The following is a 20000-nucleotide window of genomic DNA, read 5'->3' as shown; positions in this document are numbered from 1 at the left end:
CCCCTACAGCCGACGACCTCGTACAAGTCCCGCGCTCGCTCGTAGATCGCCTCACAGACGCGCTTTGCTACGCGGCCTGAACTTCCCTTTGGACAAAGTCGAGCTCAGGAACGGGTCCATGCCGCGAGTCTGCTGGCAGCAGATGAGCTGCGGCTTCTGGAGTGCCCAGAGCACCAAAAGTGGGCATGAACCAGGTGCGCTTGGTCCTCTCCAAGCTGCCCATCCCACCTTTCTGCGATCTGGAGTGCCAATTCCTTCTCACCGACCAACGCCTTCAGTCGCTCGTTTTCGCGTTCCAACTCGGTCTAGCGTTCACACGCGAGGTGGGCGCGGCCCGCCTCCAGGAACTGCGCCTGCCAGGTGTGAATCAGGCTTTCACTGGCGCCGTGCTGCCGGGCCGCTTCCGCCACGCCAAGCTAGCCGCCCAGCACCGCCAAGACGATCTGCTCCTTGGTGTCGGTCGGCCACTGTTTCCGTTGTTTTCCCACGAGGTCCCTCGAGTGTGCCCAACCCTTGCAAGTGGGCGGGTGTAAGGATTTCCTGGAGTATCACCGGGCGTCTGCCTCGCAGGTCACCGTAGCCTTGGTTTCGGCTGCCGATATTGACTTGCGTTACAAGCTGTGGAACCGTGAAGCTTGACGCAAGCGCCGGTGAGCCAAGTCTGTCCCCCGGCACGGCCACTCCCCTCGAATCCCATCCCCGGTAACCGACCCCATGCTGCGAGACTTCTTGCTGGGCTTTGTCAAAATCCACATCCTCTACCACGCCGCCCATGAACCCATCTACGGCGTTGCCATGCTGGAGGAGCTGGCCCGCCACGGGTACCGGCTCAGTCCCGGCACCCTCTATCCGATGCTGCACGGCCTCGCCCGGGATGGGTACCTCGCCCAGGAAGAGCGTGTGGTGGGCGGAAAGGTCCGCAAATACTACATCCTCACGGAACTCGGCCACGCGGCTCTGCGTGAGGCGCGGCAGAAAGTCCGCGAGCTGACGCGCGAGGTCCTCGACGACAGTAGCGCTCACCCGCTGCCCCACCCCGAGGAACACCCGTGAACGGCCTGCATTCTTCTCCCGATGCGCCCGCGCAGGTGGTCTCTACACCCCCTTCGGGACACCGTTTTCTGGAGGTGCTGCTGGCCTTCACCCGCCTGGGCCTTACCAGTTTCGGTGGTCCCGTCGCGCACCTGGGATACTTCCGCGAGGAGTTCGTGAACCGGCGCAGGTGGCTCGACGAGCACAACTACGCCGACCTGGTGGCCCTGTGCCAGTTCCTGCCCGGTCCGGCCAGCAGCCAGGTTGGCATGGCTCTGGGCATCAGCCGCGCCGGATTGTGGGGTGCGCTCGCGGCGTGGCTGGGCTTCACACTGCCCAGCGCCCTCATCCTGGTGCTGTTTGCCCTCGGTGTGGCTGCGGTGGGTGATCTCGGGGACGCGGGCTGGCTGCGCGGCCTGAAGGTCGTCGCCGTGGCGGTCGTCGCCCAGGCCGTGCTCGGCATGGCGCGGAACCTGACGCCCGACCGCTCACGCGCCGCACTCGCCCTGGGTGCCGCCATTGCCGTCCTCCTCGTGCCGAGCGCCTTCATTCAGGTGTTGGTGATCCTGGTGGCTGGCCTGGTCGGGTGGCGCTTTCTGCCCGCCATTGGTCCTGTGACAGGTGCAGACTTGCCGCTCGCCCTGCCCCGCCGCCTCGGCGCGGCCTTCCTGACGGTGTTCGGCCTGCTGCTGGTCGGCCTGCCCTTCCTGCGGGAGACCGTGGGCGGTCCGGTCCTCAGCGTCTTCGACAGCTTCTACCGCGCGGGTTCACTGGTCTTCGGGGGTGGGCACGTCGTGCTGCCGCTGCTGGAAGCGGAGGTGGTTCCGCCCGGTTGGGTCACCCATGACGCCTTTCTCGCTGGGTACGGGGCCACGCAGGCCGTGCCAGGACCGCTCTTTACCTTCAGCGCGTACCTGGGCGCGGTCAGCCAGGTGGGGCTGAATCGCTTCGTCGCGGCAGCCCTGGCGCTGGTGGCGATCTTCCTGCCGTCGTTTCTGCTGGTGGCGGGCGCCCTGCCGTTCTGGAACGCTCTGCGTGCCCGGCCTGCCGTGCAGTCGGCACTGCGGGGGGTGAATGCGGGCGTGGTCGGTATCCTGCTGGCCGCGCTGTACACGCCAGTGTTCACAGCTGCCGTGGCATCCCCGCTCGACTTCGCGCTGGTGCTCGCTGCGTTCGCGCTCCTGGAGTACGCCAAGCTGCCGCCATGGCTGGTGGTGGCACTCTCGGCCCTGGCAGGCGGGCTGCTGCTGTGAGCGTATGCGACGGACCAGAACCCGTTAGAACCTGGCGGGGGACCTGGTCAAGGTCGCGCAGGGTGTTCGTGAACTCCGTAATGAGCTCCGCGTGGGGGTGGACGAACCAGATCAGGGTGCCGCTCTCCTGAAGGCTGGCCGCGTCGTGGACGGAGGGTACGGTGGGGGCGGGATCGGGGGTGGACCCGGACCGGGGGCGCGGCTGGAAGAACCGGCACCCCCAACGCCGCAGGACAAGCCCAGCAAGTGATCGGCGCCCGCCCAGAATGCTGGCTTGTGGGGGCGGCGGGAGGTGCGCGTCCCGTGGGGCAAGCGGTGAGACCGCTGGCGTCAGCGCTTCCCCAATCCTGACCGCAGTGCCGGGACATACCGAGGCGACGTCCCCACACGCTCTCTTCCGCATCCGGACGGGTGGAAACCGTCAACACGCTCAAGGCCCAGTACCGTTGTGCCCCGCCGGGGTGCTGCATCTCCGCACAGTTGTCCCGCCTGTCCTCCGCCAGATACCCCGGTCGCGCCGCCCTGCGGTCAGGGTTGAACTCCTGTTCGGCAGCAGCCTGGCAGCGACAGCAGGCGCGAGCACCAGGGCCAGGATCAGCCCCGGAGGGCCGCCATGCTGCATCAGAAATCCTGCTGATATGCTCACGTTTCCCACAAAACGAAAAAAACTGCTTGGAGCTTATTCACATCTGACGTGAGCTTTACATGAGCTTAACAAAGTTGTGCCTACGCTACGAGGGTTACACATCCACCCAGCGTCCCTGGCAGTGGAGAGGAGAGGGCATGCCCAAACAGCAGCACAAGCCAGCACACCTGACGACCCTGGAGTTCCCTTCACCCGAGGCAGCCTGGGGGTTTGCACAACAAGCACTGGAGATGGGGCACCGGGTGGACCTTCCCGCTCGCGTGAACCTCTTTCCCGTGGGGATGCACCTGGCGGTGTGGGTGGGCGCCCTGATCGGCGGCGCTGTCCTGGGTCTGCTCGGGGCGCTCGCGGAGAACTTCATGCTGGGCCTGCCACGCCTCGGCCCCATCTTCGCCGCCCCGACGGGCGCACCCACCGTTCTGTTCGCATTTCTGGGGGGGAGCGTCGGGGCCCTGACCGGGGGGCTGCTCACGCTCCGGCTAGCCGCGATGGCCGCCGAGGCACGGGCGGGCGACGAACGCGCTACGCATGTGGAGACGGGCCAGCCCATCCAGCCCGTGCTGGTCGAGGCTCTGGGTGAGCGCGAGAGGCTGGCCCACCTGGCCATGGAGTGGGGCGGTTACCCCCTTCCCGCGTCCTCCGAGCCGCGCCGGGGAGAGCACGTATGAGCCTGAACGCCCCCTCCGGCACCATGAAGATGACGCCCCCCACCCAGATGACGCCGCTGCGCTGGGTGGCGTGGCTGACCATCCTGACGGTCACGGGCGTGCTGCTGGCTGCCCTCAGCTATATCTGGGTCCTCGCCGCCTTCTACGGGCCGGGCAGTGATCAGGCCAGCCGCATCGGATACTCCCTCAAGAATGCGCAGCGCATTGTGGGAGATACGCCCGCCGCCGCCGCCCGTTCGGTGGCGGCCATGGTGGGCGGCGCCACCCTCGCCGCGCCGGCGGATCCCCTGGCCGCCGCCGCCCTCGCGCCGCTGGCCAGCGCACGGGGGCAGACCCTGGTGTACGGCGGCGGCACGGGCAGCGCCGATGCCCTGGCGGCACAGACGCTCGCGGCGCTGCCGGGCAGCCGCTTTGTGGTTCTCGCCAGCCTTCGGGAACCCGCCTACGCCCTGCCGGCCGCCTACGCCGCCACGCACTTCCGCGTGCCGGTGGTGTACGCAGATGCGGGCGGCGTGCCGCAGGACGTGCTGGGCACGCTGCGCGGCAAGACGGTCCTGGTCGCGGTCCCCGAACGGCTGCTGCCCCAGAGCGCGCTGAACGGCCTGGACACCGTGCGGGTGGCCCGCGACGACCTCTACCAGCACGCGCTGCTGTGGGCGCGCTACCGCAATGGGGCGTTCGGTTGGGGCCTGGAGCGGGGCCGCAAGGACGCCTACGCCAACTTCGTCCTGGCCAACCCGGCGGACCCGGCCTTTGCCGCCGCCGCCCTGCCCCTCGCCTACAGGGGGAACTACGGCCCGCTGATCTATACCGCGCGGGACGTGCTGCCCCCCGTCGTCGACCAGTACTTCTGGTACTTCAGCCCCGACTTCTTCGACCGGCCCAGCGACGGCCCCTTTATGAACGTCCGCGTGGTCGGTCCCACCACTTCGGTCGGCTACGTCCCGCAGGCCAGAAGTGACTTCGCCCTGGAAACCCACCCGTACCGCAATCAGGTGCAGGGCATGAGCGGGCTGGCCGTCCTCGGCTGGGCCTGGGTGTTCGTGGGCCTGGCGGGCGCCATCTGGGCGCTGTTCGCCATTCCGGCGCGGATTCCGGACGCCGGGTTTTACCCCCGGCTCTACTGGCCGCTGGCGATCTTCGTGCTGGGTCCAGTCGGGTTGATCGCCTTCGTCGCGAGCTACCAGGGGCGGATGGTCAACCGCACGCAGCGGATGCCGGTCTTTGTCCGTCCGCCCTGGGCGCGCGCTGTGAGCGCCACCATCATGGGCATGAGTGTCGGCATGGCCTTCATGATCGCGGTGATGTACCTGCTGATGCTGAACGGCATGCCGCTCTTTACCTGGCTGTCCTTTACGCCGCTGTTCTGGCTGGGGTCCCCGATGGCCGCTCTGATGTGGATCCTGATGGTGGGCCTGGCGATCCTGCTCTCTACCTTCCTCTTCATGGGGCCGATGCTGGCCGAGATGAACCTGCAGCCGTACTGGCAGGGGGTCAGGATGGCCTTTCCCACGGTCGCGGTCAGCATGATCGCCGCCTCGGTGGGTATGTTCGGCCTGGCCTGGTGGTGGCAGAACTGGGCGCTCCCCGACATGGCCTCCGCCGAACTGTGGCTCTGGCCCACGGTGTTCTGGTGGGCAGCGGCGATGGGCTTTCTCACCGCGCTGATTCCCAACTACTGGCTGGTGCGCCTAGGCCGCAAACAGGGAGGGATGTGACGTGAAGCCGATCTGGACGTTTCTGGGCGGCCTCGCCGCCGCCCTGCTGGTGTTTTCCTGGGCCTGGTTCCTGGCCACCTGGGCGCGCGAGGAAGGCCGCCTGGTGCCGCTGAGCCGCACCACAGAAACCGCTGCGGGCCGGGATTTGCTGCGCCTGACCGGCACCACCGCCCGCCTCTCCGGTGCGGACATATATGCGACGCCCACCACCTACTCCCAGGCTGTCTACGCGGCCACCCAGGACGAGGACAAGCCGGGCGCAGTGGTTCTCGTGCGTGACGATGACCCTCTCGCAGCGATCACCGCCACACGGCTGCAACATATGCCGGTCAATGCCCCGATGCTGTTCGTGACGGCGAATGGCCTGCCCCAGGAGACGCGCGCGGAACTCCAGCGCCTTGATCCGCAGGGGGTGGCGCTGGACAACAACATGCAGGTGTACCTGGTGGGCAACATCGGGGAGAACGTCGCGCAACAGGTCCGCGACCTGGGCTTCGAGACACGGCGTATCTTCGCGGCGGACATGGTGAACCTCGCGGAGGTGCTCGACGAGTTCATCGCGGTGATGGAATCCAACCACGCGGATCTGGTGCTGGTGGGGGCCACACAGGCCCCGGCGTTTGCCCTACCCGCCGCGAATTGGAACGCACATGCTGGGGACGGCTTTGCCTGGGTAACGCCCGATGGCGTGCCGCCCGCCACTCAGGACATGCTGAAGCGCCGCGCTCCGAACGAACCGTACATCTACGTCTTCGCGCCGCCAGAGGTGGTGAGCCAGGGCGTGATGGACGACCTCTCACAGTACGGGCACGTCCAGCGCATTCCCGGCGCGACGCCCCAGGAGATGAGTGCCCGTTGGGCGGGGTACAAGGACAGCGGGCGCAAGCTCGGCTGGTGGTTCGGGCAGGAAAACCGCTCCCTGGGGTGGGGTATCGCCGAAGCGGGGCACAACGTGATCGTCGCGAACCCCGCGGACTGGCGGGAGGTCGTGACGAGCGGCGTGCTGTCGCATATGGGCAAACACGCGCCTCTGATCCTCACCAACCCCGATGGCACCCTCCCGGACAGCGTGCGGGGGTACCTGGATGTGATCCGGCCGACCCGCGTGCACCCCAGCAGTCAGGTGTACAACTTCGCCTGGATCGCCGGTCGGGGAGTTCCGGTGGCAACGCAACGGACCGTGACGGAACTGCTTTCGGTTAAGGACGCCAGCTCGCGCACCCCGGAAACCATCGGCATGCGGTGAAATCTGGCCAGCGCGCCCGGAAAGGAGGAAGCCTACTGAAGTCAGGACCGCGAACCGGCCAGCCGACGCACCGAAAAGCTTAGGGGGCACGCATGAGAAAGGAGAACCGTGAACAAAGGCTCTGATGCCCAGAACGAAACGCTCGAAGGCTATGTCGTGGACCTGATCTGTCTGCGAAGGTATCGACAGGACGAACTTCTGGAACGGGCACGTGAACATACCCGTGCCTGCGCCCTTAAGGGGCACTGCGTCGAGAGTGGGTACGGTCTGGTCGGTAACGACGGCCGCCTCAGCCTGCTTGACCCGGACGCCACCCCCCAGATCGTGGGTGCCGCGCAGCACAGTGAACGTGAGCAGGGCCTCCGGGTGCGCGTGACGCGGGAGCGCCAGGATGGGGAGATGCACACCACACGCGTCGAGGAAGTGCCTGGCAGTGCCTGACGGAATCAGGTGCCTGGAAGTTCAAGCCTGGAGGCCACATGAATGTGCCGAAACTCAATCTGGCAGGACATCCGCTGCACACCATCCTGAACGACGCGCCGCTCACGCTGCTGCCGTTCAGCCTCACGCTGGACGTCATGAGTGCCTCGACAGACCGGCCATCCTACCGCGACGACCTGATGGACGCCCGTTACCGCCGGATCGAACAGTCTCCTGCGCTGACCCTGCGGCGGGGGGACCGGGGTGTGGTCCTCTTCGGCTACCGGCCCTACGCAGCGCTGCTGGAGGCGCTGCGGCAGGTCGCGCCGGACCTGCCGCGCCGCCCGGTGGGGGACGCCGAGGCGTACAAGGCAGCCTGGGGCGGCGTCCTCCCCCGCGAGTTGGCCGAAGCCCTGGGGGACGCCCGACAGGCCGCTGCGGGCTGAGTTGTGGGGTTGAGGCGGAGTGACGACAGGCGCGGTCGGCGCGCCAGCCGCCGAAGCAAAGGAGGAAGTCTCTTGGCGTACACGATCATGCTCTGGCTCGTGAATCCCGGTGAGCAGATTCACCAGGACGAGGCGATTGAGCTGACACAGGGTGCCCAACGTGCCGGCCTGCCCGGTGCGATGTCCGGCGTGACCGAGCCACCGGCGGCCACGCGGCTGGTCTACGGGGTGTATGACACGCAAAACGAGGCCGCCACGGCGTTGCAGGTGGTGGGGGAGCAGCTGGCGCAGGGGCACCCCCTCATGGTGACGCTGCGGGGCGGGCATGTGTTTTTGATTCCAGCAAGGCGGGTGCATTATGCCGTGATGGCGGAAGTCGTGCGGCCCAAGGACGTGCGCGGGACGCAGAGCCCGGAGGAAACAACCGCCAAGGCACGCGACAGGGCGGCCTCCCGTGCCATTGACCCGTCGTCTCCCTTGGCGGAGCAGGACCGCCAGCACCCGCCAGACACGGGAGACGCCGGCGGCGGGATTGGAGGTGGCCCCGGGCCAGGTGGGTTGCTGAGCGGTCCAGCCGTGCCAGAGTCCTTGCCGGAAACGCGGGACGGCTCGCCCTCCAGGCCCCAGGACGTGAGGTGACTCAGGGACCGCGGAGTGGACCTGCCCTCTACGATCTCGTGGCCGAAGGCGTGCGGGTGCTGTTCGTGGGCTTCAATCCCAGTCCGCGCTCGGTGCAGCAGGGGCACCACTACGCGGGGCGCGGGAACCAGTTCTGGCGGCTGCTGGCCGCATCGGGCCTCACGCCCCGGCTGCTGCCGCCTGAAGAAGATCACCTGCTGCCCTGCTGGGGCCTGGGGTCCACCAATCTGGTGGCACGTCCCACCGTCGGCGCCGCTGAACTGAGCCGTTCGGAACTCCGCGCGGGCGTCCCGCACCTGCGCCGGCTCGTGGCGAGCTACCGGATTCCCCTCGTCGCCTACACCGGGAAGGGGGTGTATCTCGCCGCGACCGGGAAACCGCAGGCGCCGTGGGGGGTTCAGGACGGCTCCCTGACGGGGGGCGCCATCGACTTCGTATTGCCGTCACCGAGTGGCCTGGCACGCCTGCCTTTCGCAGAGAAGCTCAGGTATTACCGCGCCCTGGCCGAACGGATCCAGCGGCCAACAGAGTGATGACAGGGCGGTGGGAAAGCGGCCAGGAAGCTGGAGAACGCAGCGCGCCGGAGGTGGGGGGTATCCAGATGCCGCTGCACACCGGCGCGCTGTGGCGTGTCCGGCGCACGGAAGGGCCAAGGGGGGAGCGCCCGCCCACACCCGGCATGATCTCACGCAATCATCTATGGCACCCTGGTGGCAGGAGTCGCCCTGGGGGTCGGCCTGCTGCGCTGGGTGAGCCGCCCCGTCTGAAGCGCTGAGGCGGCCAAAGCTGCGGCTTGTTGAGGAGGTTTCCCACGATCGGCTTTTCCGGAGCGGTGCGTGCTGGCCTGCTGGACGGCGCGGCGGTGGAAGTGGGGGGATCGCTGGCCCACCGCATGGGCCTCGGCCGCCTGGCATGACGGCCTATGAGAGCCGCATGCTCAGCGGCCACGCGCTGGGGCCTGGGGTCCGGGGCGCCGGGCTGGGCGGGTACCTGCTGCTTTCCACGCTGATCGCCGGTCTGGACGCCCTGAACCCCAGCGTGCGCGCGGGTGAGGCTCCCGCTTTAAGGGGTTCGCGACCGGTTACGGGGGAGGCGCCGTGGTCGCGTTCCTGATCGGGCATCTGATGTACGGCGCGGCCCTGGGGGCCGTGTCCGGTCCCGAGGACCGGTGGTGACCCGGCACGAAGCGCCCTGTGCCCCACAAGCTGACCCGTTTGATGGCCGTGGCTTTCCTGCCCGTTCAGTGGGCGCCCCGTCTCCCCCTTCTCCTGAGGGGCCAGCCCTGCTTTCCCAGGTCAGCAGGGCCGACAGGCTTCCAGAAGCGAGGGCTCGCCTCACCAGTCCCCGCCGCCGCTCCGGCGGTCGACCCACCGGTTCCTCTGGCGGGAGTCGACGTCAACGTCGCCTGACTCGGCCATACAGGGTGAGACGTATTCAAACCCACCAGAAGACAGCGCCGAGAGTGTCTTCTCCTCCAAGCGGAGGATGAGGTGTCCTCCACCCTGGAGATCCTGCACCAAGGAAGCAGCAGAGGAAAAACAGAGGTTTTACGGACTCTCGTGGTACGCTGAACGTGGTGAGGAGATGACGATGAGGCCCAGCCCGGCGGAACACCTGCTGATCGACGCGCGGAATCCCAAGAACGGGAAACTGGACGCCCAGCGCGTGGCGGCGGCCTTTGGCATGACCCTGCGTGAACTGGCGCAGACCCTGAACCGCGACGCCAGCGGCCTGAGCAAGCATCCCACCAGTGATTCTCTGCAGGCACCGCTGCACGACCTCGAAACCATCGGCTTGCAGCTGCGGGACGTCTTCGGGGAACTGAGTGTAGGCCGCATGTGGCTGCGCGCCCCGAACCCCGTCCTGGGTGGCCGCGCCCCGATCACGTACCTGTTGGAGCAGCAGCCCATCGCGGTTCGGCGGCTGCTGCTGCTCGCGGAGACGGGCATGCCCACCTGATGTTGCGCGGCGAGGACCTCAAACGGGCCCTATTGAGCGCCCCCGTCTGGACACCCCCCGAGGTGCTCGACACTTTCCGGACAGTGCCGCTCCTGGCACTGCGCAAGTACAGCCGTGACCCGCTGAATACCGCAGGTTCCCTGATCACGGGCGGCCGGTACAACGCCCCCGAGGGCCTCCCGGGCGCGCACGCGATGCTGTACCTGGCGGAGAACCTGGCGGTTGCCCATGCCGAAGCGCGGGCCATCACAGTCGTCACGGGCGCGCAGGGCCTTCAAATTGGGCCGGGACCCAACCCGCTCCCCCGGCTGGACATCACCGTCAAGCTCCGGCCCGGTGCGGTGCTTGACCTGATGGACGCCCAGGTCCTGGCCCACCTGGAACTGCAAGGCGAGGATCTCTCGCAGGAATGGCTGCCGCTGAACGTCGAGGGGAAGCTGGCCACCACGCAGATCCTGGCACGGGCCGTTCTCGACACGGCGCGCTACGACGCCATCCGCTCCCCCAGTGCCCGGTATCCGGGTGGCCGCAACTACGCGGTGTTCCCACAGCGCGTCGCCCCGGAGAACCGGGCCGTCTACGACCCGGAGCGTGAGCTGGACGTCTTCCCGGAACCTCAGTCACGCTGACGTCCTGATCTGCCGCTCCGCTGGACGGCGCCGCGCGGGGGGCCAAAGGGCGGGTGGTCATCTCCACCCAGAGATGACCGCCCTGACTCCGCCGCTTACTGGTGGGTGCGCAACCAGTCCTTGAAGTCGTGGATCTCGTCGGCCTGGGCCATGATGATGTTCTGCGCCATACTCAGCACCTGCTCGTCGTTCGACCGCTCAAGGGCGAGATTCGACATCTCGTTGGCGCTCGCATGATGGGGAATCATCATCTCCAGAAAGATCCGATCGTCGTTCTGCGTCTGGGCCATCATCTGCATCATCATCGGGGTCATGCCGGACATGGTCTGCCGCATCAGGTTCATCAAGGCGACATTCGGCCCACCGAGGTGTTGGAGTTCGTTTTGCATCTCCATGATCTCTCGCTGCTGGCTGTCGATGATGCTCTGCGCCCAGGCCCTCACCAGAGGGTCACGCAGCCGGGGCAGGGCCGCCCGGCTCATGTCAATGGCGCTCTGGTGGTGCGGGATCATGGTGGAATAGAAAGCCCGGTCAAAGGCCGTGCCGGAGAGGCCCCGGAGTTGATTCATCACCGGCTGCATCTTGGCGTGCATGTCCATCTGCATGGACATGGGAGACATGCTCATCGGCATGGGTCCGCTGCCGCCCGCCTGCGCGGTGCTCACCGGCAGGACCATCAGGGTCAGGGTCAACAGGACCTTCTTCATGCGGCCACGCTCCCCAGCAGGTTCTGGCAGGCTTGTTCACAGCGGCGGCAGGCTTCGGCGCACACCGCACAGTGCTGCATGTTCATGTCCTGCGCGTGATGCTGGCACTCGTCCCCACAGGCTTTGCAGGCCGCCACGCACGCCTGGAGCTGGGCACGCAGCACGTTCTGGTCGGGTTGGGTCAGCCGCGACAGCACCCGTCCAGTCGTCCCGCAGACATCGGCGCAGTCGAGGTTGAGGCGGATGCAGTGGACGAGGTGCATCAGGTGGTCGCCTTCACCCAGGCAGGCGTCGGCGCAGGAGGTACAGGTTTGCTCACACTCGAAGCAGGCGTCGATGCACTCGGCCAGGGCGTTCAGGTCGAACACGCCGGCAGGATTGGGATGGGTTTGCAGCATCTGTAAGGTGTTCTGCGGCATATTCGGTCTCCTTAAGGTTGAGAAGGGCGGCAGAGGGGCCAGCGGGGGTGGATGGAGCAGCGTTCCTCCTGAAGGGTGAGCCGGACGGGCGGTGCCGATGTTCCGTCCGGCGAGCACATGGTTTTCTTCGCCGTCACCGTGTCAGCCTCCTGTAAAGATTCCGTGAGAATGCTGTTTATGGGGAAGTCATGTGAGGCCTATCCCACGCGAGCGCTTCACGTGTGGGTGGTCTCCGGGCTTCTGCCTTAACACAATGGCAACACTTCGCCCTTACGCTGGAGGACGTGAAGCTCACTTGGACCCTCCTGCCGGGCCTGCTCCTCGCCTCGGCGGCCACCGGCGCGCCTTACGCCCAGCAGACCAGCTTCGGTCAAGCTTCTTCCCTGATCCAGGCGGCACAGGCGCAAACCAGCGTTCCAGCCAGCTGGCAACCCCTGCCCGAGAGCCGGGGGGGCCGACTGGAGGGTCCCGTGGTGGAAGTTGCGCCCTTCAACGAACTGATCCCCAGCTGGAACGTCAGCGGGCCGGCGTCCAGTGCCATCACGGTGGAGGTGCGGGTACGCCGCCCGGACGGCCGCTGGACACCGTACTTCGGGTTCGGGTCGTGGAGCGCGTCCGCTACGCGCGCGAGTGCCCGGGTGACCCGCACGGCCGAGGGAACGGTGAACACCGACACCCTGACGCTGCCGTTCCGCGCCGCCGCCTTCCAGTACCGGGCCACGCTGGGTCCTGGCCTGCAGGCCCGGTTGCTGTCCTTCAACACGGCGGACACCGCCCTGAAGTTCCGCGACCAGGGGAAGGCGGGGCAGCCGGGCGCCTGGAACAGGGTGCTGAAGGTGCCGGGCCTCTCCCAGATGATCTACCCCAGTGGCGGACCCATCTGGTGCAGCCCGACCAGCGTCTCCATGATCCTGGGCTTCTGGAACCGGCCGGTCCGCGTACCCGACGCCGCCCGGGCCACGTACGACCGGACGTACGACGGGTTCGGCAACTGGCCGTTCAATACCGCCTACGCCGCCACCCAGGGCCTGCAGGCCTTGGTGACGCGGCTGGGCAGCCTGCGTGACGCGGAAGCGTACATCGTGCGGGGCTTGCCGCTCGCCCTGAGTGTGCGCTTCCAGGCGGGCGAGCTGCCCGGCGCCCCCCTCACCTGGTCGAACGGGCACCTGCTGGTCCTCACCGGGTTCGACGCGCAGGGCAACCCGGTGGTGAACGACCCGGCCGCGAAGAGCGACGCGGGCGTGAAACGCACCTATCCGCGGGCAGTGTTCGAGCGGCTGTGGCTGGGTCACGCGGGGGGCATGGCCTACGTGATGGCCCCCCGGCCCTGACCGGCCTGCACAGGCGCAGTGGCGGCGTCCGAGCCTGGCCGGTGGAATGACGAGATGAAGGCCTTCAGGGGAGAGGAAGGGACGTGACCACGCGACGAGGAGGAGCTTTCCGCCTCCGCCGCCTGCTGGGCGGGGCTGTCCTGGCGGCGGTCCTGATGGTCGGCGTCATGGGGTGGCAGACGCGGAACCGGGCCGCGGTGGGCCGCGTTGGCGGCGACTTTCATGCCCTGCAGGTCTGGCGGGGCGGGCGGCTGCTCTACGGCCAGCATGCCGGAGTCTCGGTCAGCATGGACGGCGGCCGCACCTGGAGCCCACCCGACGGCGCCGGGGACGCCATGAGCCTGACCGCTTCCCCGGCGTCACCGGTGCTGGTCCTGGCCGGGCACGGCGTGCTGAAGACCAGCCGGGACGGCGGGGGCAGTTGGCAGCCGGCAACGTTCGGGAACCTCGCCAGCACGGACCTTCACGGCTTCGCGGTCAGTCCGGACGAGCCGAAGGTGTGGTACGCGAACATCGCCGGGCTCGGCCTGTACCGGACGCGGGACGGCCGCAACTGGGAGGTGATGTCCCCGGACACGGCGAATGCGACAGCGCTGGCCGTGGGGCCTGGCCGGGTGCCCCGCCTCTACGCCCTGGTCACCGGTGAAGGGTTGATCGTGTCGGATGACGGGGACAACTGGCAGCCCGCCCGGCGTGCCCCGGCGGCCGCCGCTTCAGGCCTGGACGTTGACCCGGTGAGCGGCGACGTCTACCTCGCTGGTCCCGGTGGCGTGTGGCGCTCCCGGGACCGGGGCCGCTCCTGGGCACACCTGGGCCTCCAGAAAGGCGCGCGGCTGGTCGCCGCCGACCCGGCAGACGAGGCGAGGCTCTACGCCGTCAGCGAGGACGGCCGGGTGTACCGCTCGTGGGACGGTGGACGGGCCTGGCACTGGGCCGGACAGGGGAACTGACGGCGGCAGCCCCCGGAGGAGCGGTGACGCTGAACGGAGGCCGCTCGCCCTGACACCGATCCCCCGGCAAACCTTGTTAAAAGGGGCTTGGCCTGTGATTCAGGCTGTGCTCGACGGTGGCCTGATCATCGTCTTCATCCCGTTCCGCTTCCCTGCCCTCCTCCACCCGCCGCTTGGCCCGGCTGGCCGGTCTTCCCCTGCAGCGAATACGCCCCCTGCGCCGTCTTGTTGCGCCGTGCTGGTAGGACACCCACTGACCACGAGAACCGGGGTGCCAGGCATCCAAGAGCGGTTGATGGCCGGACATGGTGGGCAAGGCAGTCTCGCCAGCACTGGGGCAGAAGGCCACTTCGGCGCGCCATCACCCGCCGTGGCGATGACTTTTCATGGTCTCCCGTGTCTGCAGGAGGCTTTCGCGTCCCCGCTAGGTGGACCCAGGGACGGGGTGCCAGGGGTTTGACACGAACTTAACACGCCAGGTCTAGGGTGCCGGGGAGGCGGTGGGGGATGAACGCCTGGGCGCGTTTCTCCTTGGCCCGCCGAAGACGTGCCCCCTGCCGCAGGTCGCCAGAAGGCGGAACCCGCCCCGGGGCAGGGAGCGAGGGAGGCAGGGATGCCAGGAATGCCGATGAACACCGCGGGAACTCAGGGCTGGGCAACGATTGACGTCATCCTGGTCATCTGGTTCGGCCTGACGGCCCTCTCGGCCATCTACGTGGCCTGGGACGCCTTTACCCGCAACCCAGAGATGAAGGTCATGAAGTGGGGCTGGGTCCTGGTGACGCTGTACACCGGCCCGGTCGGGGCTGCCCTGTACATCCTGTCGTGCCAGGAGCCAGCGCCGGGCACCCATGAGGCGTTCATTCAACCGCTCTGGAAGCAGAGTGTCGGCTCCACCATCCACTGCCTGGCGGGGGACGCGACCGGCATCATTGTCGCTGCGGCCATCACCCTGGCCCTGGGTTTTCCGATGTGGTTGGACGTGCTTTCCGAGTACGTGTTCGGCTTCCTGTTCGGGCTGCTGATCTTCCAGGCCCTCTTCATGCGGGACATGCTGGGCGGCTCGTACCTGCAGGCGGTACGGCGCTCGTTCCTGCCCGAGTGGGTGTCCATGAACGCCGTCATGGCGGGCATGGTCCCGACGATGGTGATCCTGATGAGCCGCGACATGACGGCCATGGAGGCGACCTCCCTGCGCTTCTGGGGCGTGATGTCCCTGGCGACCCTGGTGGGCTTCGCGGCCGCGTATCCCGTCAACGTGTGGCTGGTGGCCAGCGGCCTCAAGCACGGCATGGGCACGGTGCGTGCCGTCGGGCGCGGCGGGCACAGCCTGGCGGCCGAGGAACGGCTGATCGAGCATACCACCGGCGAAGTCCCGGCCCCGAACGCCTCCACCGCCCGCCACACTATGAAAGGAATGTGACATGAACGACCACAACGGTTCACAGCAGCCTTCCGGTTCCTCACCGCATGGCGAGATGAACATGGCGCCCAAAGTCACCCGTCCCCAGGTCGCTGCTGTGACCATCCTGAGCGTCCTGGCCCTGGCGGCGGGCGTCGGTCTGGCGGCCCAGTTTGGTGACCTGAGCATGAGCGCCCGCGACATGCAGGCGCAGGGCGGTCAGAACATGGCTGGGATGAACATGGACGGCAACGCCGCTTCCGGTGCTATGTCTGGGATGGCCAGGGGTGGCGGATCGCCCTCCGGCAGCGCGGGGAACCAGAGCATGCCAGGCATGAACATGGGCACGTCCACCAGCAGCCCCACCCCGACCCCGGTCAGCCAGTTGCCGGATACCCCCCTCCAGACGCCCACCAAGATGGGCAACCTGGTGATGCCGCCCGGCATGATCATGACGAAGGGCATGCCGATGGAGGCGATGCAGGATATGGCCGCCGTGGACCTCTCGCAGGTCCGCTACACCGCGCCCGCCGCAGCGCGGGGCGACCAGCCGCTCGCGCCGCAGGTGGTGAATGGCGTCAAGGTCTTCAACTTCGAGACGTCCGTGATCCGCTGGAACATCCTGCCGAACGTGCAGGTGGCCGCGTACGCGGTCAACCGGCAGGTGCCGGGGCCGCGCCTGGAACTCACCCAGGGGGACCGGGTGCGCATCAACGTGAAGAACAACCTGCCGGAAAGCACCACCATCCACTGGCACGGCCTGATTGTGCCGAATGGCATGGACGGCGCCGCCGACGTCACCCAGAAGCCGATCGCGCCCGGCGAGACGTTCACGTACGAATTCACCGTGCATCAGGCAGGCACCTACTTCTACCATTCGCATAAGAATCCGGACCGCCAGCAGGGCCTGGGCCTGTACGGCGCGCTGCTGGTGAAGCCGAGAAATGCGGCGAATGAGCCGAAGGCGGACCTCGACTACACCTTGCAGTTGCAGGAGTGGCTGCAGCGGGACGGCTACACCTTCCCGGCCATGATCATGGAGGGCGCGCTGCCCAACTTCTTCACCATCAACGGCAAGGCTTACCCGGCCACCGACACCATCCGCATGAAGGTCGGGCAGACGGTGAAGCTGCGCTTTATCGGCAGCAACAACAACTTCGTGCACCCGATGCATGTCCACGGTGGTCCCTTCGAGGTGGTGGCGCGAGACGGCGAAACCCTCAAGGAAAGCGCGCGCTTCCTGGCCGACACAGTGAATGTCGGTCCAGGGCAGCGCTACGACGTGATCTGGACGGCGCGTGAGAAGGGCACTTGGCTGGTGCACTGCCACATCCCGCACCACATCACCAACGACAACGTGGAGGTCGAGGGCGGCGGTGGGCTGACCATGCTGATCCAGGTGAGCTGAACGTGCCGGCACGCCCTTTGCCGGGAAAGGATCAAGCCTGCCTCCGCTGTTAAGAAGCGTCCCAGGCAAGCTCGAAGACCCGGCCCGCAAAGCAGCACAATCGGACAGCCGCGGACGTACGTGGCGAACGGGCCGGTCAGGTACCACTACAGTACGGATTACCTGACACCCGCGGGGACGCCCGTGACGGCGGTGAGTGACGGAACGGTCGTCATAGCGGGCATGTGCCCGGTGCACGGGGACCTAGTCGTGATTGACCACGGGGTGGGGCTCACCAGCATGTACTTCCATCAGCGCGCGGTGACGGTCAAAGTCCGGCAGCAGGTCGGGGAGGTCGGCAGCACCGGTGCCCACCTGCACCTCGAAATGCGGGTGTGAGGGTACGGACGCAGCCGGGTGGATGAACCGCCTCTGGCCGAAATAACAAACGGGTCGAGCGGGTCACCCTCTCCTTTCTGAACCCCCTGTGGTGATGCAGCCTCGACAGCACACAACATGCGGGATGGCCGTCAGCATCGTCGGAGGGTCAGCGTACCGGGATCTCACGGGATTCCCCCTCCCCCCGTTAGGGGTTGGATCAACGTTGAGGAGGTCATTTATCACTCGCAACTTGGGGGTGGGTTCTTCCTGTATCGTGACTCCGAACTCACCTGTCCTGCTTGATCCAACAGAATTTGGCGCCCCACACCACACTTTCCTGAATTGGGTCCTTACTTGCATTTCCTGCGAATGAGGCTTATAGTGATACCCACCCAGGGGGATTGAATCAGAGGTCTGGTACGCTCATCGCGTGTCCGGGGCAGGTCGTATCACACCATTCGTCGTGTTCGCATGACCACCGGTGGGAAGCCGGTGTGGGAGGTCACCTATGAGACGGAGCCCAGTTGCCCGCTTTCTCACGGCTGCACTCGCAGTCGCCCTCGCGACCACCGCATACGCTGGCCACACCAGCAAGCGCATCGTGCTGGCGATCCCCCAGGATGAAGGCGAACTCTCGCCGTTCACCTACGTCACCGGCTACCCCGGATACAACCTGATGAGCCTCGTGTACGACACGTTGTTCGTCAACGACCTCAACGACGTGCCCCGGCCCTGGCTGGTCGAGTCGTACTCGGTGAAGGACGGGAAGGTCTGGACACTGAAGCTGAAAGGCGACGTCAAATGGCACGACGGTCGACCACTGACCAGCGCAGACGTGAAGTTCAGCTTCGAGTACTACAAGAAATACCCGGTCGTGGGCCGCTTCGCCTCGGCTGTGCGTCCCATCTCCAGCATCCGCACCCCGGACGCGCGCACAGTGATCATCACCCTCGAGCAGCCGGGAGCCAATTTTCTCCTCCAGCCTCTCGCGGACGCGCCCATCCTGCCCAGACACATCTGGGAGAGCGTCACGGCTCCGAAGACGTTCAAGAACGTCATCGGCTCCGGACCTTACAAACTGGTTGACCATAAGACCGACCAGTCCTACCGTCTGACGGAAAACCCTGATTATTTTGCCGCTAAGCCTGGTGCCGATGAGGTGGTCCTGGCGGTCATCCCTGACCCGACCTCCATGTTCCAGGCGCTCCAGGCCGGGCAGATCAACGCCGTCGCGCGTGAAGTCCCGCCTGAACTCATTCAACGGTTCGCCGGAAACGCACGCCTGAAGACCCTGCGGGGGCCCAGCTACGCCAGTACACTCTTGCAGTTCAACACCACCACCCCACCGTTTAACAACGCGGGGTTCCGGCGGATTGTCGCTGGCCTGGTGAACAACAAGGCACTGGTCGAAACGATCCTCCTAGGCAATGGCACTCCAGGTGCCGCTGGCTTCGTGCACCCGGACAGTCCCTTCTTCAGCAAAGCGGCCCCCACCTACCCGAAAATGACGGTGGCACAGGCGAACAGGGCTCTGGATACCCTCGGCTTCAAGCTGAACCGCGCCGGGGTCCGTACCGGGAAAGACGGCAAGCCCCTGGACCTAACCTTCCTGGTCGCCTCCAACAACCCGCAGCGGATCCGCGCTGCGGAGATCATCGCGTCGCAACTGAGCCCGACGGGCATCAGGCTCACCATCAAGTCCCTGGATCCCACCACGGTTCAGCAAGCACTGTGGCCTGACTTTGATGTGGCGAAGGGCCGCAATTTTGACATGGCCATGTGGGGATGGTCTGCGCCCGTCCAATCGCAGCTCAACCTGGCAGGTCTGTTCCACTCGAACCCTGTGATCGGCACCCTGAACGTCGGTGGGTACCGCAACAAGACCGTGGACGCATTGACCACGCGCATGCTGACGACGGTGGATGCCGCAGCCCGCGAGACGCTGGCCGCACGCGTTCAGGAGATCGTCGCAAAGGACCTGCCGTTCCTGACATTGTGGTACCCCGACACGGTGTATGCGTTCGACGCGAATGCTTACGATGGCTGGAAGTTTCAGAAGGGTCAGGGCATCATCAACAAACGCTCGTTCTTGAAATAAGGGGACGTCATGCTGGAACGGGTTGGACAGTACCTTCTCGTGTTGATTGCTGCCATCTCCCTCAACTTCTTCCTGCCGCGTGCCATGCCCGGCTCCCCATTGCAGTTCCTCGCGGGCGAGGATGTGGCCCTGCTGCCAGCCGAAGACCGCCAGGCCTTGCTCGCCCGCACGGGCCTCGATCAGCCGCTCACGGTGCAGTACGGGAAGTACGTGGCGTCGCTCGCGCGCGGAGATCTGGGCTACTCCTATCAGGCGAACAAACCCGTGCTGACCATGCTGATCGAACGCCTGCCGTGGACCCTGCTGCTCACCGGCTCGGCTCTGCTGCTCTCGACCGTCTTCGGCGTGATTGTCGGGGCGCTGGCGGCCTGGCGCCGCAATGGATGGCTGGATCACGCCACGCTCACGTCCTCCATCCTGTTGGACTCCGTGCCTTCCTTCTGGCTGGGCATGATGCTCGTCGCCCTCTTCGCCGTACAATGGCCCCTGTTCCCGGTCTTCGGGGCGCAGACGCCCTGGTCAAACCTGACCGGTTGGGCCAACGTCATGGACATCGCCCGGCATCTGGTGTTGCCCGTCGTGACCCTCACCCTGGTGAGCCTGTCCGGGACGTTCCTGGTGATGCGGTACGCGATGCTGTCGGTGCTGGGCGAGGATTACGTCCGCACC

Annotated in this window: 21 protein-coding genes (2 of these 21 cut by a window edge); 19 read left to right on the top strand and 2 right to left on the bottom strand. The window is 66.7% G+C overall.

The genetic code is table 11. From position 1 onward, the window contains the following. From ABEA67_RS05525 to ABEA67_RS05470, 12 genes are all read left to right on the top strand, one after another. A protein-coding gene (locus ABEA67_RS05525) for an IS701 family transposase (protein WP_345462150.1) crosses the window boundary here: on the top strand, positions 1-80 show its 3' end. 1273 nt of this gene lie to the left of the window's left edge; only the last 80 of its 1353 coding nucleotides appear in the window; the start codon falls outside the window, past its left edge; the stop codon is at positions 78-80. A gap of 634 nt (positions 81-714) precedes the next feature. After that, positions 715-1053, top strand: coding sequence for a PadR family transcriptional regulator (locus tag ABEA67_RS05520; RefSeq protein WP_345462147.1), 339 nt, complete (start codon positions 715-717; stop codon positions 1051-1053). Continuing rightward, positions 1050-2285, top strand: coding sequence for a chromate efflux transporter (gene chrA, locus ABEA67_RS05515; RefSeq protein WP_425557156.1), 1236 nt, complete (start codon positions 1050-1052; stop codon positions 2283-2285). The genes ABEA67_RS05520 and chrA overlap by 4 nt, the downstream gene beginning before the upstream one ends. A 783-nt stretch (positions 2286-3068) precedes the next feature. Further along, entirely contained in the window at positions 3069-3599 is a 531-nt protein-coding gene (locus ABEA67_RS05510) for a hypothetical protein (RefSeq protein WP_345462144.1), read from the top strand. Further along, positions 3596-5317, top strand: a complete 1722-nt coding sequence (locus tag ABEA67_RS05505; RefSeq protein WP_345462141.1) for a DUF4396 domain-containing protein — start codon at positions 3596-3598, stop codon at positions 5315-5317. Before ABEA67_RS05510 ends, ABEA67_RS05505 begins: the two co-directional genes overlap by 4 nt. Position 5318: 1 nt before the next feature. Next, entirely contained in the window at positions 5319-6563 is a 1245-nt protein-coding gene (locus ABEA67_RS05500; protein ID WP_345462138.1) for a cell wall-binding repeat-containing protein, read from the top strand. Between the two features lie 108 nt (positions 6564-6671). Then, positions 6672-7004 carry a hypothetical protein gene (locus ABEA67_RS05495; RefSeq protein WP_345462135.1) on the top strand — a complete coding sequence of 111 codons (333 nt, stop codon included), beginning with the start codon at positions 6672-6674 and terminating at the stop codon, positions 7002-7004. A 38-nt stretch (positions 7005-7042) separates the two neighbouring features. Then, entirely contained in the window at positions 7043-7429 is a 387-nt protein-coding gene (locus ABEA67_RS05490; protein WP_345462133.1) for a hypothetical protein, read from the top strand. Positions 7430-7501: 72 nt separating this feature from the next. Then, on the top strand, positions 7502-8068 hold the full coding sequence (locus ABEA67_RS05485) for a hypothetical protein (protein WP_345462130.1): 567 nt from the start codon (positions 7502-7504) through the stop codon (positions 8066-8068). Next, a complete protein-coding gene (locus ABEA67_RS05480) occupies positions 8065-8601 on the top strand; it encodes a mismatch-specific DNA-glycosylase (RefSeq protein ID WP_345462127.1) in 537 nt (178 codons plus the stop codon). The genes ABEA67_RS05485 and ABEA67_RS05480 overlap by 4 nt, the downstream gene beginning before the upstream one ends. A 1057-nt stretch (positions 8602-9658) precedes the next feature. Further along, positions 9659-10027, top strand: a complete 369-nt coding sequence (locus tag ABEA67_RS05475) for an antitoxin Xre/MbcA/ParS toxin-binding domain-containing protein (protein WP_345462124.1) — start codon at positions 9659-9661, stop codon at positions 10025-10027. A 32-nt stretch (positions 10028-10059) separates the two neighbouring features. Further along, complete coding sequence (locus ABEA67_RS05470; protein WP_345462121.1) at positions 10060-10656, top strand: RES family NAD+ phosphorylase; 597 nt, start codon at positions 10060-10062, stop codon at positions 10654-10656. A 95-nt stretch (positions 10657-10751) separates the two neighbouring features. Here the strand turns inward: ABEA67_RS05470 and ABEA67_RS05465 are convergent, their stop codons facing one another. Further along, positions 10752-11363 (bottom strand): DUF305 domain-containing protein, encoded by a 612-nt coding sequence (locus ABEA67_RS05465; RefSeq protein ID WP_345462118.1) that lies wholly within the window; start codon positions 11361-11363, stop codon positions 10752-10754. Next, on the bottom strand, positions 11360-11782 hold the full coding sequence (locus ABEA67_RS05460) for a four-helix bundle copper-binding protein (RefSeq protein ID WP_425557155.1): 423 nt from the start codon (positions 11780-11782) through the stop codon (positions 11360-11362). The genes ABEA67_RS05465 and ABEA67_RS05460 overlap by 4 nt, the downstream gene beginning before the upstream one ends. Positions 11783-12066: 284 nt before the next feature. On the opposite strand from ABEA67_RS05460, the gene ABEA67_RS05455 reads away from it, so the two are divergent. From ABEA67_RS05455 to ABEA67_RS05425, 7 genes are all read left to right on the top strand, one after another. Beyond that, positions 12067-13113, top strand: a complete 1047-nt coding sequence (locus ABEA67_RS05455) for a peptidase C39 family protein (RefSeq protein ID WP_345462115.1) — start codon at positions 12067-12069, stop codon at positions 13111-13113. 83 nt (positions 13114-13196) lie between these two features. Then, positions 13197-14063, top strand: coding sequence for a WD40/YVTN/BNR-like repeat-containing protein (locus tag ABEA67_RS05450; RefSeq protein WP_345462112.1), 867 nt, complete (start codon positions 13197-13199; stop codon positions 14061-14063). Positions 14064-14685: 622 nt separating this feature from the next. Next, the gene (locus ABEA67_RS05445; protein WP_345462109.1) at positions 14686-15486 is read left to right on the top strand and encodes a DUF4396 domain-containing protein; all 801 of its coding nucleotides are present in this window, start codon (positions 14686-14688) and stop codon (positions 15484-15486) included. A 61-nt stretch (positions 15487-15547) separates the two neighbouring features. Next, complete coding sequence (locus ABEA67_RS05440) at positions 15548-16873, top strand: multicopper oxidase family protein (protein WP_345462106.1); 1326 nt, start codon at positions 15548-15550, stop codon at positions 16871-16873. Positions 16874-17056: 183 nt separating this feature from the next. Beyond that, positions 17057-17251, top strand: coding sequence for a M23 family metallopeptidase (locus tag ABEA67_RS19410; RefSeq protein WP_425557154.1), 195 nt, complete (start codon positions 17057-17059; stop codon positions 17249-17251). A gap of 583 nt (positions 17252-17834) precedes the next feature. Further along, positions 17835-19331 (top strand): ABC transporter substrate-binding protein, encoded by a 1497-nt coding sequence (locus ABEA67_RS05430; protein WP_345462103.1) that lies wholly within the window; start codon positions 17835-17837, stop codon positions 19329-19331. A 9-nt stretch (positions 19332-19340) separates the two neighbouring features. Beyond that, on the top strand, positions 19341-20000 hold the 5' portion of the coding sequence (locus ABEA67_RS05425) for an ABC transporter permease (RefSeq protein ID WP_345462100.1). Its footprint extends 306 nt past the window's final position; 660 of the gene's 966 nt are visible here — the first part of the coding sequence; it begins with the start codon at positions 19341-19343; the stop codon falls past the right edge of the window.

The sequence above is a fragment of the Deinococcus carri genome, from assembly GCF_039545055.1.
GTDB lineage: Bacteria > Deinococcota > Deinococci > Deinococcales > Deinococcaceae > Deinococcus > Deinococcus carri.
Note: the sequence above shows the minus strand (reverse complement) of the source record. Positions and strands in the feature narration are given on the sequence as shown.

Bases quoted from the DNA above. Each gene is read 5' to 3' on its own strand.
- ABEA67_RS05520 (WP_345462147.1), top strand. From the start codon at position 715: ATGCTGCGAGACTTCTTGCTGGGCTTTGTCAAAATCCACATCCTCTAC.
- ABEA67_RS05510 (WP_345462144.1), top strand. From the start codon at position 3,069: ATGCCCAAACAGCAGCACAAGCCAGCACACCTGACGACCCTGGAGTTC.
- ABEA67_RS05505 (WP_345462141.1), top strand. From the start codon at position 3,596: ATGAGCCTGAACGCCCCCTCCGGCACCATGAAGATGACGCCCCCCACC.
- ABEA67_RS05490 (WP_345462133.1), top strand. From the start codon at position 7,043: ATGAATGTGCCGAAACTCAATCTGGCAGGACATCCGCTGCACACCATC.
- ABEA67_RS05475 (WP_345462124.1), top strand. From the start codon at position 9,659: ATGAGGCCCAGCCCGGCGGAACACCTGCTGATCGACGCGCGGAATCCC.
- ABEA67_RS05465 (WP_345462118.1), bottom strand. From the start codon at position 11,363: ATGAAGAAGGTCCTGTTGACCCTGACCCTGATGGTCCTGCCGGTGAGC.
- ABEA67_RS05460 (WP_425557155.1), bottom strand. From the start codon at position 11,782: ATGCCGCAGAACACCTTACAGATGCTGCAAACCCATCCCAATCCTGCC.
- ABEA67_RS05445 (WP_345462109.1), top strand. From the start codon at position 14,686: ATGCCGATGAACACCGCGGGAACTCAGGGCTGGGCAACGATTGACGTC.
- ABEA67_RS05440 (WP_345462106.1), top strand. From the start codon at position 15,548: ATGGCGCCCAAAGTCACCCGTCCCCAGGTCGCTGCTGTGACCATCCTG.